The sequence below is a fragment of the Burkholderia sp. Bp8991 genome, from assembly GCF_003853795.1.
Lineage (GTDB): Bacteria > Pseudomonadota > Gammaproteobacteria > Burkholderiales > Burkholderiaceae > Burkholderia.
In genome coordinates this window covers 34,906-57,417 of sequence record NZ_QTQJ01000033.1, presented here as the reverse complement: position 1 = coordinate 57,417, position 22,512 = coordinate 34,906, and the positions used below count along the sequence as shown (strand labels likewise).

The 22,512-nt window shown below is 68.2% G+C and carries 17 protein-coding genes; 4 read left to right on the top strand and 13 right to left on the bottom strand.

The window, feature by feature from the left end; all coding sequences use genetic code 11:
* The first annotated feature begins 334 nt into the window (after nucleotides 1-334).
* A complete protein-coding gene (locus tag DIE02_RS28735) occupies nucleotides 335-1,570 on the top strand; it encodes an MFS transporter (RefSeq protein WP_124488965.1) in 1,236 nt (411 codons plus the stop codon).
* A 65-nt stretch (nucleotides 1,571-1,635) separates the two neighbouring features.
* Here the strand turns inward: DIE02_RS28735 and DIE02_RS28730 are convergent, their stop codons facing one another.
* Together DIE02_RS28730 and DIE02_RS28725 are read right to left on the bottom strand one after the other, a co-directional pair.
* Entirely contained in the window at nucleotides 1,636-2,433 is a 798-nt protein-coding gene (locus DIE02_RS28730) for a 5'-methylthioadenosine/adenosylhomocysteine nucleosidase (protein WP_124488964.1), read from the bottom strand.
* Nucleotides 2,430-4,793: a UvrD-helicase domain-containing protein gene (locus DIE02_RS28725; RefSeq protein WP_124523046.1), complete on the bottom strand. Its 2,364-nt coding sequence runs from the start codon at nucleotides 4,791-4,793 to the stop codon at nucleotides 2,430-2,432. The genes DIE02_RS28730 and DIE02_RS28725 overlap by 4 nt, the downstream gene beginning before the upstream one ends.
* A gap of 214 nt (nucleotides 4,794-5,007) precedes the next feature.
* On the opposite strand from DIE02_RS28725, the gene DIE02_RS28720 reads away from it, so the two are divergent.
* Nucleotides 5,008-7,875, top strand: a complete 2,868-nt coding sequence (locus tag DIE02_RS28720; RefSeq protein WP_124488962.1) for a valine--tRNA ligase — start codon at nucleotides 5,008-5,010, stop codon at nucleotides 7,873-7,875.
* Nucleotides 7,876-7,962: 87 nt separating this feature from the next.
* Nucleotides 7,963-8,847 carry a UTP--glucose-1-phosphate uridylyltransferase GalU gene (gene galU, locus DIE02_RS28715; protein ID WP_044846083.1) on the top strand — a complete coding sequence of 295 codons (885 nt, stop codon included), beginning with the start codon at nucleotides 7,963-7,965 and terminating at the stop codon, nucleotides 8,845-8,847.
* A 59-nt stretch (nucleotides 8,848-8,906) separates the two neighbouring features.
* On the opposite strand, the gene DIE02_RS28710 is transcribed toward galU, so the two are convergent.
* The 7 genes from DIE02_RS28710 to DIE02_RS28680 all read right to left on the bottom strand — a co-directional run bounded on the left by DIE02_RS28710 (nucleotide 8,907) and on the right by DIE02_RS28680 (nucleotide 16,301).
* The gene (locus DIE02_RS28710) at nucleotides 8,907-9,521 is read right to left on the bottom strand and encodes a DUF4136 domain-containing protein (RefSeq protein ID WP_044846084.1); all 615 of its coding nucleotides are present in this window, start codon (nucleotides 9,519-9,521) and stop codon (nucleotides 8,907-8,909) included.
* A 37-nt stretch (nucleotides 9,522-9,558) separates the two neighbouring features.
* Nucleotides 9,559-11,946, bottom strand: a complete 2,388-nt coding sequence (locus DIE02_RS28705) for a CHASE2 domain-containing protein (protein WP_124488961.1) — start codon at nucleotides 11,944-11,946, stop codon at nucleotides 9,559-9,561.
* 10 nt (nucleotides 11,947-11,956) lie between these two features.
* Nucleotides 11,957-13,318 (bottom strand): FecR domain-containing protein, encoded by a 1,362-nt coding sequence (locus DIE02_RS28700; protein ID WP_124488960.1) that lies wholly within the window; start codon nucleotides 13,316-13,318, stop codon nucleotides 11,957-11,959.
* A complete protein-coding gene (locus DIE02_RS28695) occupies nucleotides 13,315-14,019 on the bottom strand; it encodes a response regulator transcription factor (RefSeq protein ID WP_006490421.1) in 705 nt (234 codons plus the stop codon). Before DIE02_RS28695 ends, DIE02_RS28700 begins: the two co-directional genes overlap by 4 nt.
* A 229-nt stretch (nucleotides 14,020-14,248) precedes the next feature.
* Nucleotides 14,249-14,674 carry a peptidase gene (locus tag DIE02_RS28690; RefSeq protein WP_124488959.1) on the bottom strand — a complete coding sequence of 142 codons (426 nt, stop codon included), beginning with the start codon at nucleotides 14,672-14,674 and terminating at the stop codon, nucleotides 14,249-14,251.
* A gap of 290 nt (nucleotides 14,675-14,964) precedes the next feature.
* Entirely contained in the window at nucleotides 14,965-15,192 is a 228-nt protein-coding gene (locus DIE02_RS28685) for a sulfurtransferase TusA family protein (RefSeq protein WP_006753156.1), read from the bottom strand.
* A gap of 173 nt (nucleotides 15,193-15,365) precedes the next feature.
* Entirely contained in the window at nucleotides 15,366-16,301 is a 936-nt protein-coding gene (locus DIE02_RS28680) for a LysR family transcriptional regulator (RefSeq protein ID WP_124488958.1), read from the bottom strand.
* A gap of 116 nt (nucleotides 16,302-16,417) precedes the next feature.
* Here DIE02_RS28680 and DIE02_RS28675 point away from each other — a divergent pair, with 116 nt between their 5' ends.
* Nucleotides 16,418-17,938 carry a CoA-acylating methylmalonate-semialdehyde dehydrogenase gene (locus tag DIE02_RS28675; protein ID WP_124488957.1) on the top strand — a complete coding sequence of 507 codons (1,521 nt, stop codon included), beginning with the start codon at nucleotides 16,418-16,420 and terminating at the stop codon, nucleotides 17,936-17,938.
* 62 nt (nucleotides 17,939-18,000) lie between these two features.
* Here the strand turns inward: DIE02_RS28675 and DIE02_RS28670 are convergent, their stop codons facing one another.
* From DIE02_RS28670 to DIE02_RS28655, 4 genes are all read right to left on the bottom strand, one after another.
* Nucleotides 18,001-18,885, bottom strand: a complete 885-nt coding sequence (locus tag DIE02_RS28670) for a MurR/RpiR family transcriptional regulator (protein WP_124488956.1) — start codon at nucleotides 18,883-18,885, stop codon at nucleotides 18,001-18,003.
* A 318-nt stretch (nucleotides 18,886-19,203) separates the two neighbouring features.
* The gene (locus DIE02_RS28665; RefSeq protein ID WP_124488955.1) at nucleotides 19,204-20,376 is read right to left on the bottom strand and encodes a Gfo/Idh/MocA family protein; all 1,173 of its coding nucleotides are present in this window, start codon (nucleotides 20,374-20,376) and stop codon (nucleotides 19,204-19,206) included.
* A gap of 66 nt (nucleotides 20,377-20,442) precedes the next feature.
* Nucleotides 20,443-21,369: a TIM barrel protein gene (locus tag DIE02_RS28660; protein ID WP_124488954.1), complete on the bottom strand. Its 927-nt coding sequence runs from the start codon at nucleotides 21,367-21,369 to the stop codon at nucleotides 20,443-20,445.
* An 85-nt stretch (nucleotides 21,370-21,454) separates the two neighbouring features.
* Nucleotides 21,455-22,468 (bottom strand): Gfo/Idh/MocA family protein, encoded by a 1,014-nt coding sequence (locus tag DIE02_RS28655; protein ID WP_044846092.1) that lies wholly within the window; start codon nucleotides 22,466-22,468, stop codon nucleotides 21,455-21,457.
* Between the last annotated feature and the right edge of the window lie 44 nt (nucleotides 22,469-22,512).

The following is a 22,512-nucleotide window of genomic DNA, read 5'->3' as shown; positions in this document are numbered from 1 at the left end:
TGCCGCGCGTCCTGCACCCGTCCGGCTCGTGGCCGGTGCCGGGCGCGGCGCGCCTGTGTTGTCGTTGCGTCTTCTACGGCCTCGATCGGCACGCCTTGAGTCCGGACAAACACCGATCCGGTCCCGCGGCGCGACGAAAGGCGGACACGCCGCAGCGTTATACCCGGCCAAAAAAGGGGGCAATGGGTCGAATCGTCGTAGCAATGTCCGAATCGCGACAAAACTTGGCCGGACATTCTCGATACGCCACATTAGACTTCTTTGACGCAACAACGATTCGAACGCGCCGATCCCCATCAGAGCGCGTCCCGTCACCTCAACTCGCTCAGCTCACATGGAAACCAGCCTCGATACGGGCGCCGGCACCGCCGCCGCCCAGCCGTCTGCTCCACGCGCCCCGCGTACCGTCTATCCGGTGCTCGGCGCGATCAGCTTCTCGCACATGCTCAACGACATGATCCAGTCGTTGATCCTCGCGATCTATCCGATGCTCAAGAGCCAGTTCGCGCTGTCGTTCGCGCAGATCGGCCTGATCACGCTGACCTACCAGATCACAGCGTCGCTGCTGCAGCCGCTCGTCGGCCTGTATACGGACAAGCGGCCGAAGCCGTATTCGCTGCCGGTCGGGATGGGTTTCACGCTCGCGGGGCTGCTGCTGATGTCGGCCGCGCCGAACTTCGCGACGCTGCTGGCGGCTGCGGCGCTGGTCGGCTGCGGCTCGTCGGTGTTCCATCCGGAATCGTCGCGCGTCGCGCGGATGGCGTCGGGCGGCCAGCACGGGCTCGCGCAGTCGCTGTTCCAGGTCGGCGGCAACGCCGGTTCGGCACTCGGGCCGCTGCTCGCCGCGCTGGTGATCATCCCGCACGGCCAGCACAGCATCGCGTGGTTCTCGGCGGCCGCGCTCGTCGCGATGGTCGTGCTCACGCAGATCGGCCACTGGTACAAGAAGCATCCGTCGATGAAGAAGAAGGCGGCGCCGGCCGGCCATCCGACGCTGTCGCCGGGCCGCGTGCTCGCCGCGATCGGCGTGCTGGTGCTGCTGGTGTTCTCGAAGTACTTCTATCTCGCGAGCATCAACAGCTATTTCACGTTCTACCTGATCGACAAGTTCCACCTGTCGGTGCAGGCCGCGCAGATCCACCTGTTCGTGTTCCTCGCGGCGGTCGCGGCCGGCACGCTGATCGGCGGGCCGGTCGGCGACCGGATCGGCCGCAAGTACGTGATCTGGGTGTCGATCCTCGGCGTCGCGCCGTTCACGCTGCTGCTGCCGTACGCGAACCTGTTCTGGACGAGCGTGCTGAGCGTGATCATCGGCGTCGTGCTGGCGTCGGCGTTCGCCGCGATCCTCGTCTATGCGACGGAGCTGATGCCCGGCAAGGTCGGGATGGTCGCGGGCCTGTTCTTCGGCTTCGCGTTCGGCCTGGGCGGCGTGGGCGCCGCCGTGCTCGGCCAGCTCGCCGACGCGACGAGCATCACGTTCGTCTACAAGGTGTGCTCGTTCCTGCCGCTGATCGGCGTGCTGACGGTGTTCCTGCCGAACCTCGAAAGCAGCCGGCGCAAGAAGGCGTGACGAAACGGCCGCGGCTTGGGTGCCGCGGCCGGTCGATCAGCTTGAAGCGAAAATATGACGGCGGCTCAGGCCGCCGTCGTCGCATGCAACGTCAGGAACCGCTTCAGGATGCCGGACGAATAGCTGCTCGCGATCGCCGACAGGAAGTGCGAGAACGACTGCGTCGCGTGATCGTCGGCCGTATCGGAGATCGTGCGCACGATGGCGAACGGCACGTCGTGTTCGGCGCATACCTGCGCGATCGCCGCGCCTTCCATCTCGACCGCGAGCGCGTCCGGCAGCGCGTCGCGCAGCGCGACGACTTCCCGCTCGCTCGACACGAAGCGGTCGCCGCTGATGATCAGCCCGCCATGCAGCGTCCCGCCGGCGAGCCCGAAACGCGCGGCGAACTGCGCGCCCTCCTCGGCGACAAACAGCGTGCACGCGGCCTTCAGGCGGGCCGTCAGCGCCGCGTCGGTCGTGAACCGCGTGATGCCGAGCAGCGGCACCTCGTAGCGCGGAAACAGCGGCGACGCATCGAGATCGTGCTGCAGCAGCGTATCGGCGACGACGACGTCGCCGATACGCACCGTGCGCGACACGCCACCGGCGACACCGGTGAACACGACGCCGGACACGCCGAACACATGGATCAGCGCACTGACGGTGGCGGAGGCCGCGACCTTGCCGACCCGCGCGAGCGTGACGACGCAGGCCGCGCCGTGCACGGTGCCGACGTGGTAATCGCGGCGGCCGAGCGTGATCGTCTTCATCACGCCGTCGGCGCGCATCGCGGCGATCAGGTCGCCGAGCTCCTCGGGCAGCGCGGCCAGAATGCCGAGCGGACGCGTCGATACCGTTTCAACCATGTCGATGCTCATCATTCCACCGCCTGCAGTTTCGCGACCGCCAGCGCGAGCCACTTCTCGCCGTGCCGCTTGAACTTCACCTGCGCCTTCGCATCGGCGCCGTTGCCTTCGAGCGCGGTGACCGTGCCCTCGCCGAACTTGGTATGGAAGACCTGCTGGCCGACGCGGAACCCGGTGTCGGCCGCGCGCTGCTTGTTCGCGAAGGCCGGCAGCGGCGCGGTGACCGCCGCGTCGACCACCTGCTCGCGGCTGCCGCCGCCCGGCCGCGCGAACCAGTCGCGCCCCCAGCCGGCGTTGTCCGAGCGGCCGCCCCAGCGCGAGCCGGCCTCGACCTTCGGCGTGAGCCACTTCAGCACGTGCTCCGGCAGTTCGTCGAAGAAGCGCGAGCGCACGTTGTAGCGCGTCTGGCCGTGCAGCATCCGGCTCTGCGCGAACGACAGGTAGAGCCGCTCCTTCGCGCGCGTGATCGCGACGTACATCAGCCGGCGCTCTTCCTCGAGGCCGTCCGATTCGAGCACGCTGTTCTCGTGCGGGAACAGCCCTTCCTCGAGGCCGGTGATGAACACGGCCGAGAATTCGAGGCCCTTCGCCGCGTGCACCGTCATCAGTTGCACCGCGTCCTGGCCGGCCTGCGCCTGGTTGTCGCCGGCTTCGAGCGATGCGTGCGACAGGAAACCCGCGAGCGGCGTCATCGTGTCGGGATTCTGCGCGGGGTCGCCGAGCGGCGCCGGGTCGAGCACGTCGACCGACGGATCGCCTGCGTCCACGCCGAGCTCCGGCGCCGCGATCGCACCCGCGCGCAGCGGAATCGAGCGGGCCGGTGCGTCGAGCCCGTAGCCTTCCTCGCTGACGAACGCGGTGGCCGCGTTCACGAGTTCCTGCAGGTTCTCGAGGCGGTCCTGGCCTTCGCGCTCGCCCTGGTAGAAATCGGCGAGGCCGCTCGCGCGCACGACGTATTCGACCGTCTCAGGCAGGCTCATCTGCTGCGTCTCGGCGCGCATCTTCGCGATCAGCGTTGCGAACGCGCCGAGGCTCGTGCCGGCCTTGCCGGTCACGTACGGAATCGCGGCGGCCATCGAGCAGTCGTACAGGCGCGCGGCGTCCGCGAGCTGCTCGATCGAGCGCGCGCCGATCCCGCGCGTCGGGAAATTCACGACGCGCACGAACGCGGTGTCGTCGTTCGGATTGTCGATCAGCCGCAGGTACGCGAGCGCGTGCTTCACTTCCTGGCGCTCGAAGAAGCGCAGGCCGCCGTACACGCGATACGGAATGCCCGACGTCATCAGCGTGTGCTCGATCGCGCGCGACTGCGCGTTGCTGCGATACAGGACGGCCACCTCGCTGCGCGACATCCCGGTGTTGATCAGCGAGCGGATCTCCTCGACGATCCAGCCGGCTTCCTGCGCATCGGTGCTCGCCTCGTACACGCGCACGGGCTCGCCATGGCCGGCGTCGGTGCGCAGGTTCTTGCCGAGGCGATGCGCGTTGTTCGAGATCAGCTGGTTCGCCGCATCGAGGATGTTGCCGTGCGACCGGTAGTTCTGCTCGAGCTTGATCAGGTTGCGCACGCGGAATTCGTCTTCGAAGTCGCGCATGTTGCCGACGTTCGCGCCGCGGAACGCGTAGATCGACTGGTCGTCGTCGCCGACCGCGAAGATCGCGTTCTCGCCGCCCGCGAGCATCTTGAGCCACGCGTACTGCAGCTTGTTGGTGTCCTGGAACTCGTCGACGAGGATGTGCCTGAAACGCGCCTGGTAGTGCGCGCGCAGCGGCGCGTTGTACGCGAGCAGCTCGTAGCAGCGCAGCAGCAGCTCGGGGAAATCGACGACGCCCTCGCGCTGGCACTGCTGGTCGTACGCCTGGTACAGCTCGACGAACTTGCGGTTGAAGTTGTCGGACGCGTCGACCTTGTCGGGCCGCAGCCCCTGCTCCTTCGCGTTGTTGATGAAGTACTGGACGTTCTTCGGCGGGTATTTCTCGTCGTCGACGTTCGCCGCCTTCATCAGCCGCTTGATCGCCGACAGCTGGTCGGCCGTGTCGAGGATCTGGAAGGTCTGCGGCAGGCCGGCGTCGCGCCAGTGCGTGCGCAGCATCCGGTTGCACAGCCCGTGGAACGTGCCGATCCACATCCCGCGCGTGTCGATCGGCATCATCGCCGACAGCCGCGCCATCATCTCGCGCGCGGCCTTGTTCGTGAAGGTGACGGCGAGCACGGTGGCCGGCGATGCGTAGCCCTGCTGGATCAGCCACGCGATACGCGTGATCAGCACGCGGGTCTTGCCGCTGCCCGCCCCCGCGAGGATCAGCGCCGGTTCGTTCGGCAGCGTGACGGCGGCGTATTGTTCAGGGTTCAGATTGGCGAGCAGATCGGGCATGGAGCGGCAGCGGACGTGCGAGAAAAATGCGGACCCGCCATTATAAGTCGGCCGCGCGATGCCGTTTCCGATCCGTTGTGCCGCGGGCCGTCGCCCGTGCTGCACGCCCCTTGCGACCCGCCCGCGCGGGCAAGCGATGGCTGGCCGATGTGCATCCATTTATAATTGTCAGATTCGGCATCCAATTCACGCATTTTTCGGCAGATTTCCAACCATGAGCGACAGCACGCTTGCGAAGAGTTTCGAGCCCCACACCATCGAGTCCCAATGGGGGCCGGAGTGGGAAAAACGCGGCTATGCCGCCCCGGCATTCGACCCGGCGCGTCCCGATTTCGCGATCCAGCTGCCGCCGCCGAACGTCACCGGCACGCTGCACATGGGCCACGCGTTCAACCAGACGATCATGGACGGCCTCGCCCGCTACCACCGGATGCTCGGCGAGAACACGCTGTGGGTGCCCGGCACCGACCACGCGGGGATCGCGACCCAGATCGTCGTCGAGCGCCAGCTCGACGCGCAGGGCGTATCGCGCCATGACCTCGGCCGCGAGAAGTTCGTCGAGCGCGTGTGGGAGTGGAAGCAGCAGTCCGGCTCGACGATCACGGGCCAGGTGCGCCGCCTCGGCGCGTCGACCGACTGGTCGCGCGAATATTTCACGATGGACGACAAGATGTCGGCCGCCGTGCGCGACGTGTTCGTCACGCTCTACGAACAGGGCCTGATCTACCGCGGCAAGCGCCTCGTGAACTGGGATCCGGTGCTGCTCACCGCGGTGTCGGATCTCGAAGTCGCGAGCGAGGAGGAAAACGGCCACCTGTGGCACATCCGCTACCCGCTCGTCGACGGTTCGGGCTCGCTGACCGTCGCGACCACGCGTCCGGAAACGATGCTCGGCGACGTCGCGCTGATGGTCCACCCGGAAGACGAGCGCTACGCGCACCTGATCGGCAAGCTCGTCACGCTGCCGCTGACGGGCCGCGAGATCCCGGTGATCGCCGACGACTACGTCGACCGCGAGTTCGGCACGGGCGTCGTGAAGGTCACGCCCGCGCACGACTTCAACGACTACCAGGTCGGCCTGCGCCACAACCTCGCGCCGATCGAGATCCTGACGCTCGACGCGAAGATCAACGACAACGGCCCCGCGCAGTATCGCGGCCTCGACCGCTTCGACGCGCGCCGTGCGATCGTCGCCGACCTCGATGCGGAGGGCTTCCTCGACTCCGTGAAGCCGCACAAGCTGATGGTGCCGCGCGGCGACCGCACGGGCGTCGTGATCGAGCCGATGCTGACCGACCAGTGGTTCGTCGCGATGACGAAGCCGGCGCCGGAAGGCACGTTCAACCCGGGCAAGTCGATCACCGAAACGTCGCTCGACGTCGTGCGCAGCGGCCAGATCAAGTTCGTGCCGGAAAATTGGACGACCACCTACTACCAGTGGCTCGAGAACATCCAGGACTGGTGCATCTCGCGCCAGCTGTGGTGGGGCCACCAGATTCCCGCGTGGTACGGCGAGAACGGCGAGGTGTTCGTCGCGCGCGACGAGGAAGAGGCGCGCGCGCAGGCCGCCGCGAAGGGCTACACCGGTGCGCTGAAGCGCGACGAGGACGTGCTCGACACGTGGTTCTCGTCGGCGCTCGTGCCGTTCTCGTCGCTCGGCTGGCCGAACGAAACGCCTGAACTACAGCACTTCCTGCCGTCGTCGGTGCTCGTCACCGGCTTCGACATCATCTTCTTCTGGGTCGCCCGGATGGTGATGATGACGACGCACTTCACCGGCAAGGTACCGTTCCACACCGTCTACGTGCACGGTCTCGTGCGCGACGCGGAAGGCCAGAAGATGTCGAAGAGCAAGGGCAACACGCTCGACCCGATCGACATCGTCGACGGCATCGACCTCGAAACGCTGGTCGCGAAGCGCACGACCGGCCTGATGAACCCGAAGCAGGCCGCGACCATCGAGAAGAAGACGCGCAAGGAATTCCCGGACGGCATCGCCGCGTTCGGCACCGACGCGCTGCGCTTCACGATGGCGTCGATGGCGACGCTCGGCCGCAACGTGAACTTCGACCTCGCGCGCTGCGAAGGCTATCGCAACTTCTGCAACAAGCTGTGGAACGCGACGCGCTTCGTGCTGATGAACTGCGAAGGCCACGACTGCGGCACCGACAAGCCGGAAGTGTGCGGCGCGGGCGACTGCGGCCCCGGCGGCTACCTCGACTTCTCGGCGGCCGACCGCTGGATCGTGTCGCTCCTGCAGCGCACCGAGGCCGACATCGCGAAGGGCTTCGCCGATTACCGCTTCGACAACATCGCGACCAGCATCTACAAGTTCGTGTGGGACGAGTACTGCGACTGGTACCTCGAACTCGCGAAGGTGCAGATCCAGAACGGCACGCCGGAACAGCAGCGCGCGACGCGCCGCACGCTGCTGCGCGTGCTGGAAACGGTGCTGCGCCTCGCGCACCCGATCATCCCGTTCATCACCGAAGCGCTCTGGCAGAAGGTCGCGCCGCTCGCCGGCCGTTATCCGCAAGGCCAGGCCGAGGGCGAAGCGTCGCTGATGACGCAGGCGTATCCGGTCGCGAACCTGCAGAAGATCGACGAGGCGTCCGAACAATGGGCGGCCGACCTGAAGGCGATCGTCGACGCGTGCCGCAACCTGCGCGGCGAGATGAACCTGTCGCCGGCGACCAAGGTGCCGCTGCTCGCGGCCGGCGATGCCGAGCGCCTGCGCTCGTTCGCGCCGTACGTGCAAGCCCTCGCGCGCCTGTCGGAAGTGCAGATCCTGGCCGACGAAGCGACCCTCGACAAGGAAGCGCACGGCGCGCCGATCGCGATCGTGGGCCCGAACAAGCTGGTGCTGAAGGTGGAAATCGACGTCGCGGCCGAACGCGAGCGCCTGTCGAAGGAAATCGCGCGCCTGACGGGCGAGATCACGAAGTGCAATGCGAAGCTCGGCAACGAGGCGTTCGTCGCGAAAGCCCCGCCGGCCGTGGTCGAGCAGGAGCAGAAGCGCGTCGCCGAATTCCAGAGCACGCTCGAAAAACTGCGCGCTCAGCTCGATCGGTTGCCTGCGTAACAAACGGTAAGGTCGTTTGCGTTCACTATAATCGGAACGTGAACATAGGCTGTCTGACAAGTCGATTACAGGAATAAAGGTTCGATCATGTTGAAAGTCACCAAGGCGGTATTCCCCGTTGCCGGTCTCGGCACGCGGTTCCTCCCGGCAACGAAGGCGAGCCCGAAGGAAATGCTGCCCGTCGTCGACAAGCCGCTGATCCAGTACGCAGTCGAGGAAGCGATCGCCGCGGGCATCACCGAGATGATCTTCGTGACCGGGCGCAGCAAGCGCGCGATCGAGGATCACTTCGACAAGTCGTACGAAGTCGAGGCCGAACTCGAGGCGCGCGGCAAGGAGAAGCTGCTCGAGCTCGTGCGCAGCATCAAGCCGAGCCATGTCGACTGCTTCTACGTGCGCCAGCCGGAAGCGCTCGGCCTCGGCCATGCGGTGCTGTGCGCGGAGAAGCTCGTCGCCGACAATCCGTTCGCCGTGATCCTCGCCGACGACCTGCTCGACGGCAACCCGCCCGTGATGAAGCAGATGGTCGACGTGTTCGACCACTATCACAGCTCGGTGATCGGCGTGGAAGAGATCCCGCCGTCGGAGACGAAGTCGTACGGCATCGTCGACGGCAAGGAGTGGGAAGAGTCGATCGTCAAGATGTCGGCGATCGTCGAGAAACCGGAGCCGGAAGTCGCGCCGTCGAACCTCGGCGTGGTCGGCCGCTACATCCTGAAGCCGCGGATCTTCGAACACCTGCGTGCGCTGAAGCCGGGCGCGGGCGGCGAGCTGCAGCTCACCGACGCGATCCAGGCGCTGCTCGCCGACGAACAGGTGCTGGCCTACAAGTACCAGGGCACGCGCTATGACTGCGGCAGCAAGCTCGGCTACCTGAAGGCGACGGTCGAGTTCGCGCTGCGCCACCCGGAAGTCGGCACCGACTTCGACGCGTACCTGCGCGCGCGCGGCAACGGGCAACCGGCTGCCTGAACGCGGCACGGGCCGGCCTCGCGTCCCCGGCGGGCCGCCCTCGCCTCACGGCCGGCGCGTCAGCGCGTGACGGCCGGCTTCACCGAGACGACGCCCGGCATTGCGCCCGCGTCGTCTTTTTTCGTCTTCACGAGCCAGCCGTCACCCTGCTCGAACGGCAGCTTCGCGAGCGCGCTCTTCACGAGCGTCGGCGCGGCCTGCTGCGTGAGCGCATCGCGATCGCGCAGCGACGCCGACACGCGATAGACGTCGACGCCCGTCTTCGCATCGACGAAACGCAGCGTCAGCACGTGGCGGTACACCTTGCCCGCGAACGGCAGCGCGAACGGCGCCGGTCCGTCGACGGTCACGCACGCGCTGCTTGCCGCGCCGCACTGGTCGGCCGTCGCCGCGACCGACGCCGGCTGCGTCGCATACGCGATCGACAGCCGGTAGCGCGCGGCCTGGCCAGGCTGCGCGTCGAAGCCGCGCTGCGCGAGCTCGTCGTGCACGAGCGTCTCGATCTGCCGGTATTCGGCATCGTCGGCCTGAGCGGCCGTGCGAACGAAATCGTAGCCGTGCGCACCGGATGCGAACGCATTCGGCTGCCCGAGCGCGCTCACGCCGGTCGTGACGCCGGCGCAACCCGTCAACAGCGACGCCGCCAGCGCGGCCGCTGCCCATTCCTTTCTCATGACTTCCCCCAAATGCCTGCCGTCGTGCCCGGCCCTGTCAGGCGGACGGCTCGTCGATCGCGGGCAGCGACACCGTCACCGCGGTGCCGACACCCACTTCGCTGTCGACCGTCACGCTGCCGCCGTGGCGCGTGACGACCGTCTTCACGAATGCCATGCCGAGCCCGGAGCCCGAGATTTCGGGCCGCTCGCCGGCATGGAACCGCTTGAAACGCTCGAACAGATGCTGCAGATCTTCCGGCGCGATGCCGTACCCCTGATCGCGAATCGTACAGAAGATCCGCTTCGATTCATGCTCGACCGACAGCGTACACGCGATCACCGTGTCGGACGGACTGTATTTGACTGCGTTGTTCAGCAGGTTGACGAACGCGCGCGTGATCAGCGAGCGGTCGGCGCGCGTCCAGCACATGTCGGCCCCGACGTCGGTCTCGATGCGGATGCGCTTTGCCTGCGCCTGCGGCCAGACTTCGTCGCTCGCGTCGATCAGCACGTCGACCAGGCTCGTCGGTTCGAGCTGGTACGCCTGCGACTCCGCGCGCGCCAGCTGCACGAACTCGTCGGCGAGCGACAGCGCACGGTGCGCATAGCGCTCGATCCGCGCGAGCAGCCCGCGCATCGCGTCGGTTTCGACGCGATCGCGCTCGATCTCGACGAGCGCGAGGATCGACGACTGCGGCGAGCGCATGTCGTGCGACAGCAGGTGCAGCGCCTCCTCGCGCTGCCGCTCGGCCGCGTGCAGCTCGGTCACGTCGACCAGACCGGCGATCCAGCCCGTCACGCGGCCCTGCGCGTTCGTACACGGGGCGTAGCGTAACAGATGGTCGAGCCCGTCGCGATCGCGCACCTCGATGCCGCGCGCCATCGCTTCGTCTTCGGCCCCGAGCGTCGGGTCGAGCGCGTCCGGCCAGTGTGCGCGGATCGTGACGTCGTGTTCGGCGTTGCCGTCGACGGTCTTCATGAAGGTCAGCTCGCCGAGCGCGGCGCGCAGCGGCCGCCCTTCCGGCACCGGCAGCGCGAGCCGCGAACCGTAGCGCTTCGCCGCATGGTTCGCGATCAGCACGGTGCCGGCCAGGTCGGTGACGAAGATCGGCTCCGGCATGCTGTCGAGGCTGTCCCACACGAAGCGCTTCATGTCCTGCACGCGCTGCGCGGCCTGCGCCATCAGCGCCATCTGCCGTTCGAGCACGTCGCCGCCGACGCTGCGCGTGCGCGGCGCCTCGGGCAGCAGGTGCGGCTCGTCGGCGAGCCGCTGCAGCTCGCGGCGCAGGTACGACATCGTCATTTCCAGGCGCCGCCAGTTCCAGATCGGGTAGACGGCGACCAGCCCGAAGATGGCCGGCGCGGGCGACAGCCACACGCGCGCCTCGAACAGCAGGACCAGGCTCGCGACGACGGCCAGCGCGGCCAGGCTCAGCGTCAGCAGCAGCGCGCGCCACGGCGACAGCATCAGGAAGCCGCCCAACAGCACGGCGAGCGGCAGCACCGAGGCGGCGAAGAGTCCGGCACGCGATGCAGGCAGGATCGCGCTGCCGGTCGTCAGCATGTCGAGCACGTTCGCGTGGATGTACACGCCGGCGAGCGGACCGAAGTCGCCCGACACCGGCGTCGCGAAGCGGTCGTAGAGGCCCGACGCCGTCACGCCGACGACGACGATCTTGCCGCGCAGTGCGTCGGGTTTCACGCGCCCTTCGAGCACGTCGTCGAACGACAGCGTCGGATACGCGGGCGTGTTGCGGCTGAACGGGATCAGGTAACGGCCGTCGCCGGTCGCGTCGCGCGACAGGTCGTGCGCTTGCGCGCCGGGCGTGCCGCCGACCGGATGCAGCCGGCCGGCCTGGATCGCACGATAGACGGGCACCATCAGCTGCGGCCAGCGCACGCGGCCGTCGCTTTCGAACAGCGCGACGCTACGCACGATGCCGTCGGGATCGACTTCGAGATTGATGTGGCCAAGTCCCATCGTGCGTGCCGACAGCTCCGCCACCGGCGGATCGACGGTGCGCGTGCCGTCCGCCTGTTCGGGGCTCAGCAAGACGGGCAGGAAAGTCGGCACACGGGCCATGGCGTCGGCGAACGCGCGATCCTCCGGCGACTGCTCGGTAAACAGCACGTCGTAGACGACCGCGGCCGGCTGCGCGCGCGCCAGCGTGTCGAGCAGCCGCGCATGCACGCTGCGCGGCCACGGCCACCGGCCGAGTGCGGACACGCTCTGGTTGTCGATGTCGACGACGACGACGTCGGGCGACAGCGGCAGGCTGCGCAGCATCAGCAGCCGGTCGTAGATCAGCCCGTCGACGCTCGACGACAGCCGGCCGAGCGCGCACGCGAGAATCACCGCGATCCCGAGGCAGCCGATCGCGATCCACTCGATCAGGAAGCGGCGGCCGAGGCGCCGCCGCGGGGAAACGGAGTCGGTTTTCATGCGCCGCGGGTCAGCGCGACAACGTGAACGCGCTGACCGGACTCGTCTTCTGATAGAACTTGCCGCCCTCGAACTCCTCGACCGTCACCGCCCAGTAGTAGTCGCCGGGCGGCAGGTGGGCGACCGTGATCCGGCGCGCCTTCAGGCCCATCTGGTCGACGACCGGCGCGCTCAGGTCCTTCGAGTGCGACAGCACGAACCGATAACGCGCGTCCTTGGCCGCGTCGTTCGGCGCCCAGCGGAACTCGTAGCCGTCCGGGCCGGGCGACGCGCTCGCATCGAGCCCCATCAGGCGCCGCTCGAACGCGTAAATGTGCGGCATGCCTTCGAGGCCGTTGTCGTCGATCGCGGAAATCCGGACGAAGTACGTGCCGTTCGGCACCTCGCGGAACACCGCACGCGACGAGACCGTGCGCGTTTCGCTGAACAGTTCGAGCATGCCCGCGTCGCGCGCGAGTTGCAGGTGATAGGCATGCGCATGCTCGAGCGGCGCGACGTCGAACGTGAGGTCGGGCTCGTCCTGCACCTTGTCCGGATGCGTGAGCGCGGGCGCCGGCAGCAGCTGCACGGGTGCGCCGACCGCGCCGGACGACGTCGTGACGCTGCCGAAGTTCGCATGCACGAGCGTCGGGTCGGCCGGCTGCTGCTTGCCCGCGACGCCGACGGTGCCGTCGAGCACCTCGACACGCGTCGCCGCGTTGCCGGCGGCGTCGTAGTTCACGCGGAACCGCGTGCCGCGCACGCCGGCCACGACCGACGGCGAGCGGATCTGGAAGCGGTCGTCGCGCTTCTTCAGATGCGTGACCTCGCTATCGACCGAGCCGCGCGTGAGCTCGAACTCGCGATCGAGCGTGCCGGTCAGCACGGTGCGGCGCAAGGTCTTCAGGTCGAGCTGGCTGTCGGGCGGCAGGCTCATGTGCGTGCCGTCGGCCAGTTCGAGCGTCAGGAAGCCGTTCGCGCCCGTGCGCACGCGGTCGCCCTCGGTCAGCGTCGCATCGTTCACGAGCGGCGCGTACGCGCCGCCGGACGCGCGCTCGGCCGTGCCCTGCACCGCGACGACGCGCGCGGTCAGCTTTTCCTTGCGCAGCCGCGCGGCCGGCAGCTTCAGCGCGATGTCGGGCTGGAGGTGTTTCGGCGCGGGCACGCCGTTGATCCGTTGCAGCAGCTGCCAGTCGTCCGGGCCCTGCAGGTAGCGCGCGGCGACGTCGTACAGCGTGTCGCCGGCATGCGTGCGGTAGACGACCATCTTGCCCGCGGCAGCGCTCGGCTGCGCGACGGCCTGCTGCGCCGCGAACGCAAACGCGACCGCGCACGCCGCATGCAGTGCCGCCGTGCGCAGGCTCGCCGTGCGCTGCGTGATGCGCCGGGTCACTCCGGCTCTCCCTGACCGACCCGCTCGAGCCGGTAGCCGTAGCCGTAGATCGGCGCGAGGCGATAGCCGTTTTCCGGCCGCAGGCCGAGCTTCGTGCGCAGCATCGAGATGTGCGTGTCCATCGTGCGCGACGGGATGTCGGTCGCCTGCTTCCACACGAGATCGAGAATGTGCGCGCGCGACAGCGGCCGGTCGAGGTGCTGGAACAGCAGCAGCGCGAGCTCGAATTCCTTCTGCGTGAGGCTCACGGCCTTGTCGCCGACATACGCCTGCTTCAGGTTCACGTCGAAGCGGAACTGGTCGAACTCGCGAACGGTCGCCTCCGCGTTGACCGGATACGCGCGGCGCAGCAGCGAGCCGATGCGTGCGCGCAGGATCGGGCCCGACACGGGCTTGACCACGTAATCGTCCGCGCCGGCGTTGAGGATCTGCGTGATCCCCGCCTCGTCGTCGCGGCTCGTCATGAAGATGATCGGCAGGCTGTGCTCGGTCTGGTTCGCACGCACCCACTTGAGCACTTCCTCGCCGGACATGTCGGGCACGTTCCAGTCGAGCACGAGCAGATCGAACGTCTCGCGCTGCAGACGCTTCTTCAGGGCCTTGCCTTCCTTGAACGCATAGCACGTGTGGCCGACGGCCGTCAGCGTTTGACTGACGAAATCCGTCTGGGCCGGATCATCATCCAGTACAGCAATTCTCATAGCACCCCGCAAATCGAAATCGATTCGTCCAGTTCAGCTCCCCGCACTCATCCCGCCGCGCAGCATGCGCGCGGCGCCCGACACCGGCCGGCGAGCCGTCGTTTGCCGAGCGCGCAACCTGCGCGACACGGCGCCCCGGCCACCCATCTCAAAAACGGGGCACGGACGAACCGGCGATTTCATCATAGTAGTATGAAATTCGCCAAGAAATTGCGCGGACTACGGTCCTTTATTCGAATAATCCTTCCCGTCGCGCAACTGGCGGCGCTTCCGGTTGCCCCGGCATGGGCTGGCCCAGCATGGGCTGCCCCAGCATCCGCTCCAGCTGGCTGCGCACGCGCTCCCACGCCGGCGCCGCATAGTCGGGCTGGCTCGCCGCCCACGCCTGCGCGAGATCGAACACGCGCCCGATCGTCGCGCCGCAATACGTGAAGCCCGTGCCGTCGTCCCGCGCGGCGCCGCGCAGCCGTTCGTCGAGCGATTCGGCCAGCCACGGCATCTCGGCCGCCGCCGAATCGGCATACGCCTCGAGCGCGGCACGCGCGTGGCGATCCCGTTGCGGGTCGAGCTCGATCCGGCTCAACCCCGCCGCACGTGCGGGCGCGATGCATTCCGCTGCGGACGGACTTCGAATGGTCCCTGGTCTGAAGGACATGTCCTCTCCCCGTTTGTACGACGGCAGCGTCAGGCATGGCCCCCGTGCCCGCCTCGTATGACGTACCGTGGCCGGTGCATCCATCCGAGACGGACGACCAGCCGGGTCAGTATACGCAGCCGGTCGTGCGGCGAGGTTTAAGAATTGTCAGAGGCGTCAGACGAGCGCTTTCCCATGGAACAGGCGCCTGGGCGAGGGTCTGTGCTGGCGCTCGTGTCGCGCCGTTGGCGCGGCAGACCGCAGCGGGCGGTGCGCGAGCGGGCGCCGCAAGGGGCGCGTGATGCGGGCCGTCAGCGGCGGCGCATCAGGAACACGAAGGTCTTGTCCTGGGTCGTCACTTCGACGATCTCGTTGCCCGTCTGCTTCGCGAACGCGGCGAAATCGCGCTGCGAACCCGGATCGGTCGCGAGCACCTTGAGGATCTGCCCGCTCTCCATATCGGCGAGCGCTTTCTTGGCGCGCAGGATCGGCAACGGGCAATTGAGCCCGCGCGCGTCCACTTCCTTGTGAATCTGCATCGGCTGTCGACCTTCGAATGACGCGCCACACGGGCGCGGGAGGAAGCGGCGATTTTACCGCAGCGCGGCCGCCCCTGCCCGCGCGGCCCGGGCCCGGCCGCGCAACGCGGCGCGCCCGCGCTCGGCACGCGCTCGTCATGCCAAGCGCCCGCCGAGCGCCCGCCGAGCGCCCGTCAGGCGCCCGCGAACCCGCCCGCGAGCCGCTCGCGCAGGTGCCGCACGAGCGCGCGCACCGCGCTCGGCACGACCGGGCTGTACGGCCGCAGCGCGAAGATGTGGTCGCCGAACGCGCCCGACGGCCGCCAGCCGTCCAGCAGCGCGACGAGCCGGCCGGCGTCGAGATCGCGCTGCGCGCTGAAATCCGGCAGCAGCGCGATGCCGAGCCCGCCGAGCGCGGCCTCGCGCATCGCCTCGCTGTTGTTGGCCGCGAAGCTGCCGCGCACCGGCACGCTCACGCGCTGGCGCCGCCGGCCGTCCGGCTCGAAGCTCCAGGCGGCCGGTTCGTTGTCGCGCAGGTAGCACAGGCAGCTGTGGTCGACGAGTTCGCTCGGGTGGCGCGGCGCACCGCGCGCGTCGAGGTAGTCGCGGCTCGCGACCAGCAGCGAACGCGTGTCGCACAGCTTCCACGCGACGTGGGTTTGCGGCGCGGTCGTCGTATGGCGGATCGCGAGGTCGAAGCCCTCCTGCGTCAGCGAATGCAGCCGGTCGGACAGGTCGAGTTCGATGTGCACGCCCGGGTGCTGCCGCAGGAAATCGGGCAGGTGCGGCACGACCTGCTGGCGCCCGAGCGCGACCGGCGCCGTCACCCGCAGCAGCCCGCGCGGCTCGCCGGCGAGGTCCTTCACGCGCGCGAAGTGCTGGCCGATCGATTCGAACGCGTCGCGCGTGCTGTCGACCAGCGTCTGCCCGGCGTCGGTGAGCCGCACGCTGCGCGTCGTGCGCCGCACGAGCGGCACGCCGGCCGCCTTCTCGAGATCGGCGATGCGCTGGCTCATCGCGGCCTTGCTGATGCCGAGCCGCTGCGCGGCGGCCGTGAAACTGCCGGCCGCGGCGAGGACCGTCAGCGAGTGGATATGCGGCCAGAGCGCCTGGACATTTTGCTGATTCATCCGCCGATTATTCAGAATTCTGAACAGTGAATCAAGCTGCGCGGCCTTCTCCCGCCCCGCCGCTTTGCCTAGACTAGGTTCCGTCCACTCCCCATTCCCATGCCCAGGAGACACGCATGACCACGGTTCCCGCCTATACGTCCGACGCCGACGTCGGCCACTACATCGACGGCGCGCCCGTCGCCGGCCGCAGCGGCCGCTTCCAGGACGTCTTCAATCCGGCGCTCGGCCGCGCGGTGCGCCGCGTCGCGCTCGCCGGCGACGACGAAGTGCAGCGCGCCGTCGCGTCCGCCCGTGCGGCGTTCCCGGCCTGGGCCGACACGCCGCCGATCCGCCGCGCCCGCGTGCTGCACCGCTTCCTGCAGTTGATGAACGAACACCGCGACACGCTGGCCGCCATCATCACGGCCGAGCACGGCAAGGTGTTCTCGGATGCGCAGGGCGAAGTCGCGCGCGGCATCGACATCATCGAATTCGCATGCGGCGTGCCGCAACTGCTGAAGGGCGACTTCACCGACCAGGTCAGCACCGGCATCGACAACTGGACGATGCGCCAGCCGCTCGGCGTCGTCGCGGGTATCACGCCGTTCAACTTCCCGTGCATGGTGCCGTGCTGGATGTTCCCGGTCGCGCTCGCGACGGGCAACACGTTCGTGCTGAAGCCGAGCGAACGCGACCCGTCGGCGGCGCTGTTCATCGCCGACCTGCTCACGCAGGCGGGCCTGCCCGCCGGTGTGTTCAACGTCGTGCAAGGCGACAAGGGCGCGGTCGACGCGCTCCTCGACCACCCGGACGTGCAGGCCGTCAGCTTCGTCGGCTCGACGCCGATCGCGGCCTACGTGCAGCAGCGCGCGGTGCAGTCGGGCAAGCGCGTGCAGGCGCTCGGCGGCGCGAAGAACCATCTCGTCGTGATGCCGGACGCGAACATCGAGCAGGCGGTCGACGCGCTGATCGGCGCCGCGTACGGCTCGGCCGGCGAGCGCTGCATGGCGATCAGCATCGCGGTGCTGGTCGGCGACGTGGCCGACAAGATCGTGCCGTTGGTGGCCGAGCGCGCGCGCAAGCTGGTGATCGGCGACGGGATGTCGCCGGAAGTCGAGATGGGACCGATCGTCACCGGCGACGCGCTCAAGCGCATCGAAGGCTATATCGAGCAAGGCGTCAGCGAAGGCGCGCAACTGGTGGTCGACGGCCGCGGGCTGCGCGTGCCGGGCCGCGAGGAAGGCTTCTTCACCGGCGGCACGCTGTTCGATCACGTGAGCCCCGACATGCGCATCTACAAGGAAGAGATCTTCGGGCCGGTGCTCGGCTGCGTGCGCGTGAAGGACTTCGGCGCAGCGGTCGACCTGATCAACGCACACGAATTCGGCAACGGCGTCGCATGCTTCACGAGCGACGGCGGCATCGCGCGCGAATTCGCGCGGCGCATCCAGGTCGGCATGGTCGGCATCAACGTGCCGATCCCGGTGCCGATGGCCTGGCACGGCTTCGGCGGCTGGAAGAAGAGCCTGTTCGGCGACATGCACGCGTACGGCGAGGAAGGCGTGCGCTTCTACACGCGCCAGAAGTCGGTGATGCAGCGCTGGGCGTCGAGCATCGGCAAGGGCGCCGAATTCGCGATGCCGACCGCGAAGTAAGCGGGGTCGACGTGCCGCCCGGCGATGGAATGCGCGGGCGGCCGGCGAATCGAAGGCCGGCGTCAGCCGGCCTGCGTACCGTGTACGCCGTCGGCGGTCGGCAGGTACGACAGCTCGAGCCGGTACGCGAGCGCGACGAACAGGCTCTGCGCGAGGCCCATCGTCGCGGTCAGCGCACGGAACCCGAACGTCTCGCTGTCCTGCACCATCAGCGTCACCTCGGCCTCGCGCGCGAGCGGGCTCATCCGGCTGTCGGTGATCGCGATCAGGCGCGCGCCGCGCTGCACGGCCTGCTGCGCGACCTGCACCGTCTCTTCCGCGTACGGCATGAACGAGATCACGATCATCACGTCGCCTTCGCGCACCGAGCGGATCTGGCCGAGATGCATGCTGCCGAGCGCGCTGAACAGGCCGATGCGCTTGTCGGTGTGCTGCAGCGCATAGTCGAGATACACGGCGATCGGAAACGCGCGGCGCGAGCCGGCGATCCAGATCGCCTGCGTGTCGGCGAGCAGGTCGACGGCCCGTGCGAGCGCGTGCGGGTCGAGCGTCTGCCGCAGCTGCTGCATGCCGGCAATGCTGCCCTTGATGAATTCGTCGGCGATCTGCTCGGGCTGCAGGCTCGACTCGCCCGATTCGATCACGTCGCGCAGCCGCAGGTTGTACGCGCGGCCCGGCGCGATCTGCTGGGCCAGCCCCTCGCGGAACAGCCGCTGCATCTCGGAGAAGCCCGAAAAGCCGAAATGCTTCGCGAACCGGACGACGGCCGACGGCTGCACGCCGCACGCCTCCGCGAGCGACTGGATGCCTTCCAGGCCCAGCTGGTCCCGATGCGTTTCCACGTGACGCGCAATCACCTTCAGGCGATTGCTGAGGCCGTCGTACTCCTGCGTCAGATGCTGCAGGAACGCCTCGACGGTGGCGGGTGGTTTCTCGGATGAACTCATCGGATAGCGCGAAGTTGACGGCCCCGATCCGCGCGCCGCCTGCGCGTGCGCCCGGGACTCACCTATGGACATGCATGAAGGGCGAATTTAATCACGTTTGCGGCACGGCCCGCGCCGCACGCTCGCTCCCACGCGCTCGATCATCACCTGCACACGCTCCACGGCCGGAATGGAAACGATTTTCCAACGCCGTCGCCGAGCCGTAAAGATTAGGGCGTCTACCGACGCCGATGCGAACGGTGACGCCGAGGGTCGCCGGCAGCCGCCCTGGGCCGCCGGCCGACGCCGCGCATCGGCCGCCGCTGGCTCACCGCCTGCTCACCGATAGTCGACCCATACGCCGCCCGCATCGGCGGACCGCACGCAGTTCTCGACCCACCGCACGCCTTCGACGCCCGCATGGACATCCGGAAAGCGGATGCTCTTCAACGCCTGCGCGTCGCCGCGATCGGCCGCGTCCATCGCGAGCGCGAAGCGCGCGTACAGATTCGACCACGCTTCGAACAGCCCTTCCGGATGCCCGGCGCCGATGCGGTCCTCGCGCAATGCGTGCGGATGCAGATAGCCCATTCCGCGATCGAGCACCTGCGCGGGCTGCCCCTGTATCTCGTAGCGCAACTGGTTCGGATGTTCGTCCCACCATTCGACGCTCGCCTTCGAGCCGATCACGCGCACCTTCTGCCCGTGCATCGAGCCCGCGTTCACCGCGCTCGACCACACGTAGCCGATCGCGCCCGTGTCGTATTCCATGATCGTAAACGCGTTGTCCTCGAGCGGCGCGCGACTCTTCACGAAGCTCTGCCGCGAGCACATCAGCCGTTTGATCCGCAGTTCCGGCGCCATCACTTCGGAGATGTACAGCGGATGCGTGCCGATGTCGCCGAGCACGTAGCTCGGCCCCGCGAACTTCGGGTCGACGCGCCAGCGCGCGGCGGCGCTCGCGGCTTCGACGCCCTCGCTGTGAAAGCCGTGCGCGAACTGCATCTGCACGATGCGGATCTCGCCGAGATCGCCGCGCGCAATCATTTCGCGCGCCTGCTCGATCATCTGGTGTCCGGAATAGCCGTACGCGACGCCGACGATGCGGTTCTTCTCGACCGACAGCCGCTGCAGCGCCTCGGCCTCCTCGGTCGTGAAGCACAGCGGCTTTTCGCAGACGACGTGCAGCCCCGCGTTCAGCGCCGCGCGGCAAATTTCGAAGTGCGTGTTGTTCGGCGTCGCGATCGACACCGCGCGGATGCCGTCGGCACGCTTCGCCTCGGCGTCGAACATCGTCCGGTAGTCGGGATAGCAGCGCCCGGCGTCGACACCGAGCTTCACGCCGAATTGCCGCCCGCGTTCGGCATCGATGTCGAATGCGCCGGCAACGAGCTGGAAGCTGCCGTCTCGCAATGCGGCCGACCGGTGGCTGTAGCCGATCTGGCTGCCGAGCCCGCCGCCGACCATGCCCCAGGGAATCGAATGTCCGAGCAGAATCTGTCCGTCGATCATGATTGTCGTGTTCCTGTCCGTGTTCAGGTGTTCAAAGTGTGTGCAGAGGGTCGGGCCGACGACCGATTACGCGAACCCGGCCGATGCGAGAAACTCGCGGCTCGCCGCGACGTCGCGCAGGCTCGTGCCGGCATTGCGCGGATCGCGCTCCTGTTCGATCGTGATGTATCCCGCATAGCCGATGTCGTCGAGCGCGCGACGGATCGCGCGGTAGTCGAGCACGCCGGTGCCGATCGGGCACATCACGCCACGCGCGCACGCCGCGAAGAAGGCGATGTGTTCGCCCATCACCGCGTCGTACACGGCCGCGTCGATATCCTTGAAATGCACGTAGTCGAGCCGCGCCGCGTGACGGCGCAGCCACGTCTCGGGATCCATCCCCGAGTAGTAAAGGTGGCCGGTGTCGAGACAGAGGCCCGCCGTATCGGCCGCGACGTCGGCGACGATCCGGTCGATCTCGTCCGCGAACTCGATGTAGCCGCCCGCATGCGGATGGATCACCGCGCGCACGCCGAATTCGTCGCGCGCGATCGTCGCGATTTCGCGAATGTGGTCGACCATGCGCGCCCAGCGTTCGGCGGACAGGCGCGGCGCGCGATCGGCGTGGCCGGCCGCGTAGTCGCGTTCGTCGTGCCCCCAGTCCATCACGACCAGATACGGCGCCGCATGGCGCTGGCCCGGCTGCGTCGGCAGCTTCGGCAAGCGCGTGATCAGCGCGCAGATCTCGCGCGTCTGGCGCAGCAGGTTCGGGAGATTCTCCGGCGACACCAGGTCGTCGAAGATCGTGCCGGCGGTGATGCTCAACCGCTGCCGCTCGAGCTCGGCACTCACCACGTCGAGCTCGAGCGGGATGTAGCCGTACGGGCCGAGTTCGATGCCCGAATAGCCGGCCTGTGCGGCCTCGGCGAGCACCTGCCGCCACGGCGGCAGGTGCGGGTTCTTCACGTCGTCGACGCCCCAGCAGCAGGGCGCGCAGCCAATCTTCATCGTCATGTCGGTCAGTCCAGCAGGAAAGCGGCGCGCGGCCGCGAGCATGGCCGCGTGGACACGCGGCCCGGTGTCGGCGTGTTCAGCCGGTTCAGCCGCGATAGAACGCCGGGCGTTCGGCCATCGCGATCGGCTCGACCGCCCCGCTCTGCTGCGCGCGCACGCACGCATCGGCCGCGACCGCCGCCGCATAGCCGTCCCACGCGGACGGCCCGGTCAGCGCACCCTGCCGCACGCCGTCGATGAACGCCTGCAGCTCGACGTCGTACGACGCGATGAAGCGCTCCTTCCAGTCGGTCATGATCTCGACCGACTGCCGCGCCGCGTGCTTGAGCCCGACCGCGGGCGGATCGGGCAGCTTCGCGATGCCGTTCTCGCCGACCACCTCGCACTGGATGTCGTAGCCGTATTGGCAGTTCACGAAGATCTCGACGTCGATGCGCACGCCGCTCGCGGTTTCGAGCAGCACGATCTGCGGATCGGCGAGATGCGCGGACGCATGGCGCGTCTTCTTCGGATAGACGACCTGCGCGCTCGCATAGTCCTCGCCGAGCAGCCAGCGCAGCACGTCGAGCTCGTGGATCAGCGTGTCGGTGATCGCCATGTCGGTCGTATAGCGCTCGCCGACCGACTGGTTGCGGTGCGCGCAATGCAGCATCAGCGGCGCGCCGATCTCGCCGCCGTCGATCACGCGCTTGAGCGCGCGATAGCCTTCGTCGTACGGACGCATGAAGCCGACCTGCACGAGCCGGCGGCCGTGCGCGACCTCGGCTTCGACGATCCGCATGCAGCCGTCGGCCGTTACGGCCAAAGGCTTCTCGCAGAACACCGGCTTGCCGTGCGCGATCGCGTCGAGCACGAACGCTTCGTGCGTCGGCCCCCACGACGTGACGAGCACGGCCTGTACGTCGGCTGCCGCGACCACTTCGTGGCCGTCGCCGTAGATTTCCGCGTCGAGCCCGTACTTCGTCACCGCGTCGCGCGCCTGCTGCGGATCGATGTCGTTGACGGCCACCACGCGCGCGCCGGACAGCGTGCGCGTGAGCCTGCGGATATGGTCCTGGCCGATCGCGCCGCAGCCGATCACGCCGATTTGCAAGGTCATCCGGATATCTCCAGTCTCTGGTTCAACGACGGCGCGGCCCGTGC

Coding starts and splice junctions, on each gene's coding strand:
- DIE02_RS28670 (WP_124488956.1), bottom strand. CDS start 18,885: ATGAGTTCATCCGAGAAACCACCCGCCACCGTCGAGGCGTTCCTGCAG.
- DIE02_RS28655 (WP_044846092.1), bottom strand. CDS start 22,468: ATGACCTTGCAAATCGGCGTGATCGGCTGCGGCGCGATCGGCCAGGAC.
- DIE02_RS28665 (WP_124488955.1), bottom strand. CDS start 20,376: ATGATCGACGGACAGATTCTGCTCGGACATTCGATTCCCTGGGGCATG.
- DIE02_RS28685 (WP_006753156.1), bottom strand. CDS start 15,192: ATGCAGATTCACAAGGAAGTGGACGCGCGCGGGCTCAATTGCCCGTTG.
- DIE02_RS28730 (WP_124488964.1), bottom strand. CDS start 2,433: ATGATGAGCATCGACATGGTTGAAACGGTATCGACGCGTCCGCTCGGC.
- DIE02_RS28680 (WP_124488958.1), bottom strand. CDS start 16,301: ATGAATCAGCAAAATGTCCAGGCGCTCTGGCCGCATATCCACTCGCTG.
- DIE02_RS28690 (WP_124488959.1), bottom strand. CDS start 14,674: ATGTCCTTCAGACCAGGGACCATTCGAAGTCCGTCCGCAGCGGAATGC.
- DIE02_RS28705 (WP_124488961.1), bottom strand. CDS start 11,946: ATGAAAACCGACTCCGTTTCCCCGCGGCGGCGCCTCGGCCGCCGCTTC.
- DIE02_RS28720 (WP_124488962.1), top strand. CDS start 5,008: ATGAGCGACAGCACGCTTGCGAAGAGTTTCGAGCCCCACACCATCGAG.
- DIE02_RS28660 (WP_124488954.1), bottom strand. CDS start 21,369: ATGACGATGAAGATTGGCTGCGCGCCCTGCTGCTGGGGCGTCGACGAC.
- DIE02_RS28735 (WP_124488965.1), top strand. CDS start 335: ATGGAAACCAGCCTCGATACGGGCGCCGGCACCGCCGCCGCCCAGCCG.
- DIE02_RS28695 (WP_006490421.1), bottom strand. CDS start 14,019: ATGAGAATTGCTGTACTGGATGATGATCCGGCCCAGACGGATTTCGTC.
- DIE02_RS28675 (WP_124488957.1), top strand. CDS start 16,418: ATGACCACGGTTCCCGCCTATACGTCCGACGCCGACGTCGGCCACTAC.
- DIE02_RS28725 (WP_124523046.1), bottom strand. CDS start 4,793: ATGCCCGATCTGCTCGCCAATCTGAACCCTGAACAATACGCCGCCGTC.
- DIE02_RS28710 (WP_044846084.1), bottom strand. CDS start 9,521: ATGAGAAAGGAATGGGCAGCGGCCGCGCTGGCGGCGTCGCTGTTGACG.
- galU (WP_044846083.1), top strand. CDS start 7,963: ATGTTGAAAGTCACCAAGGCGGTATTCCCCGTTGCCGGTCTCGGCACG.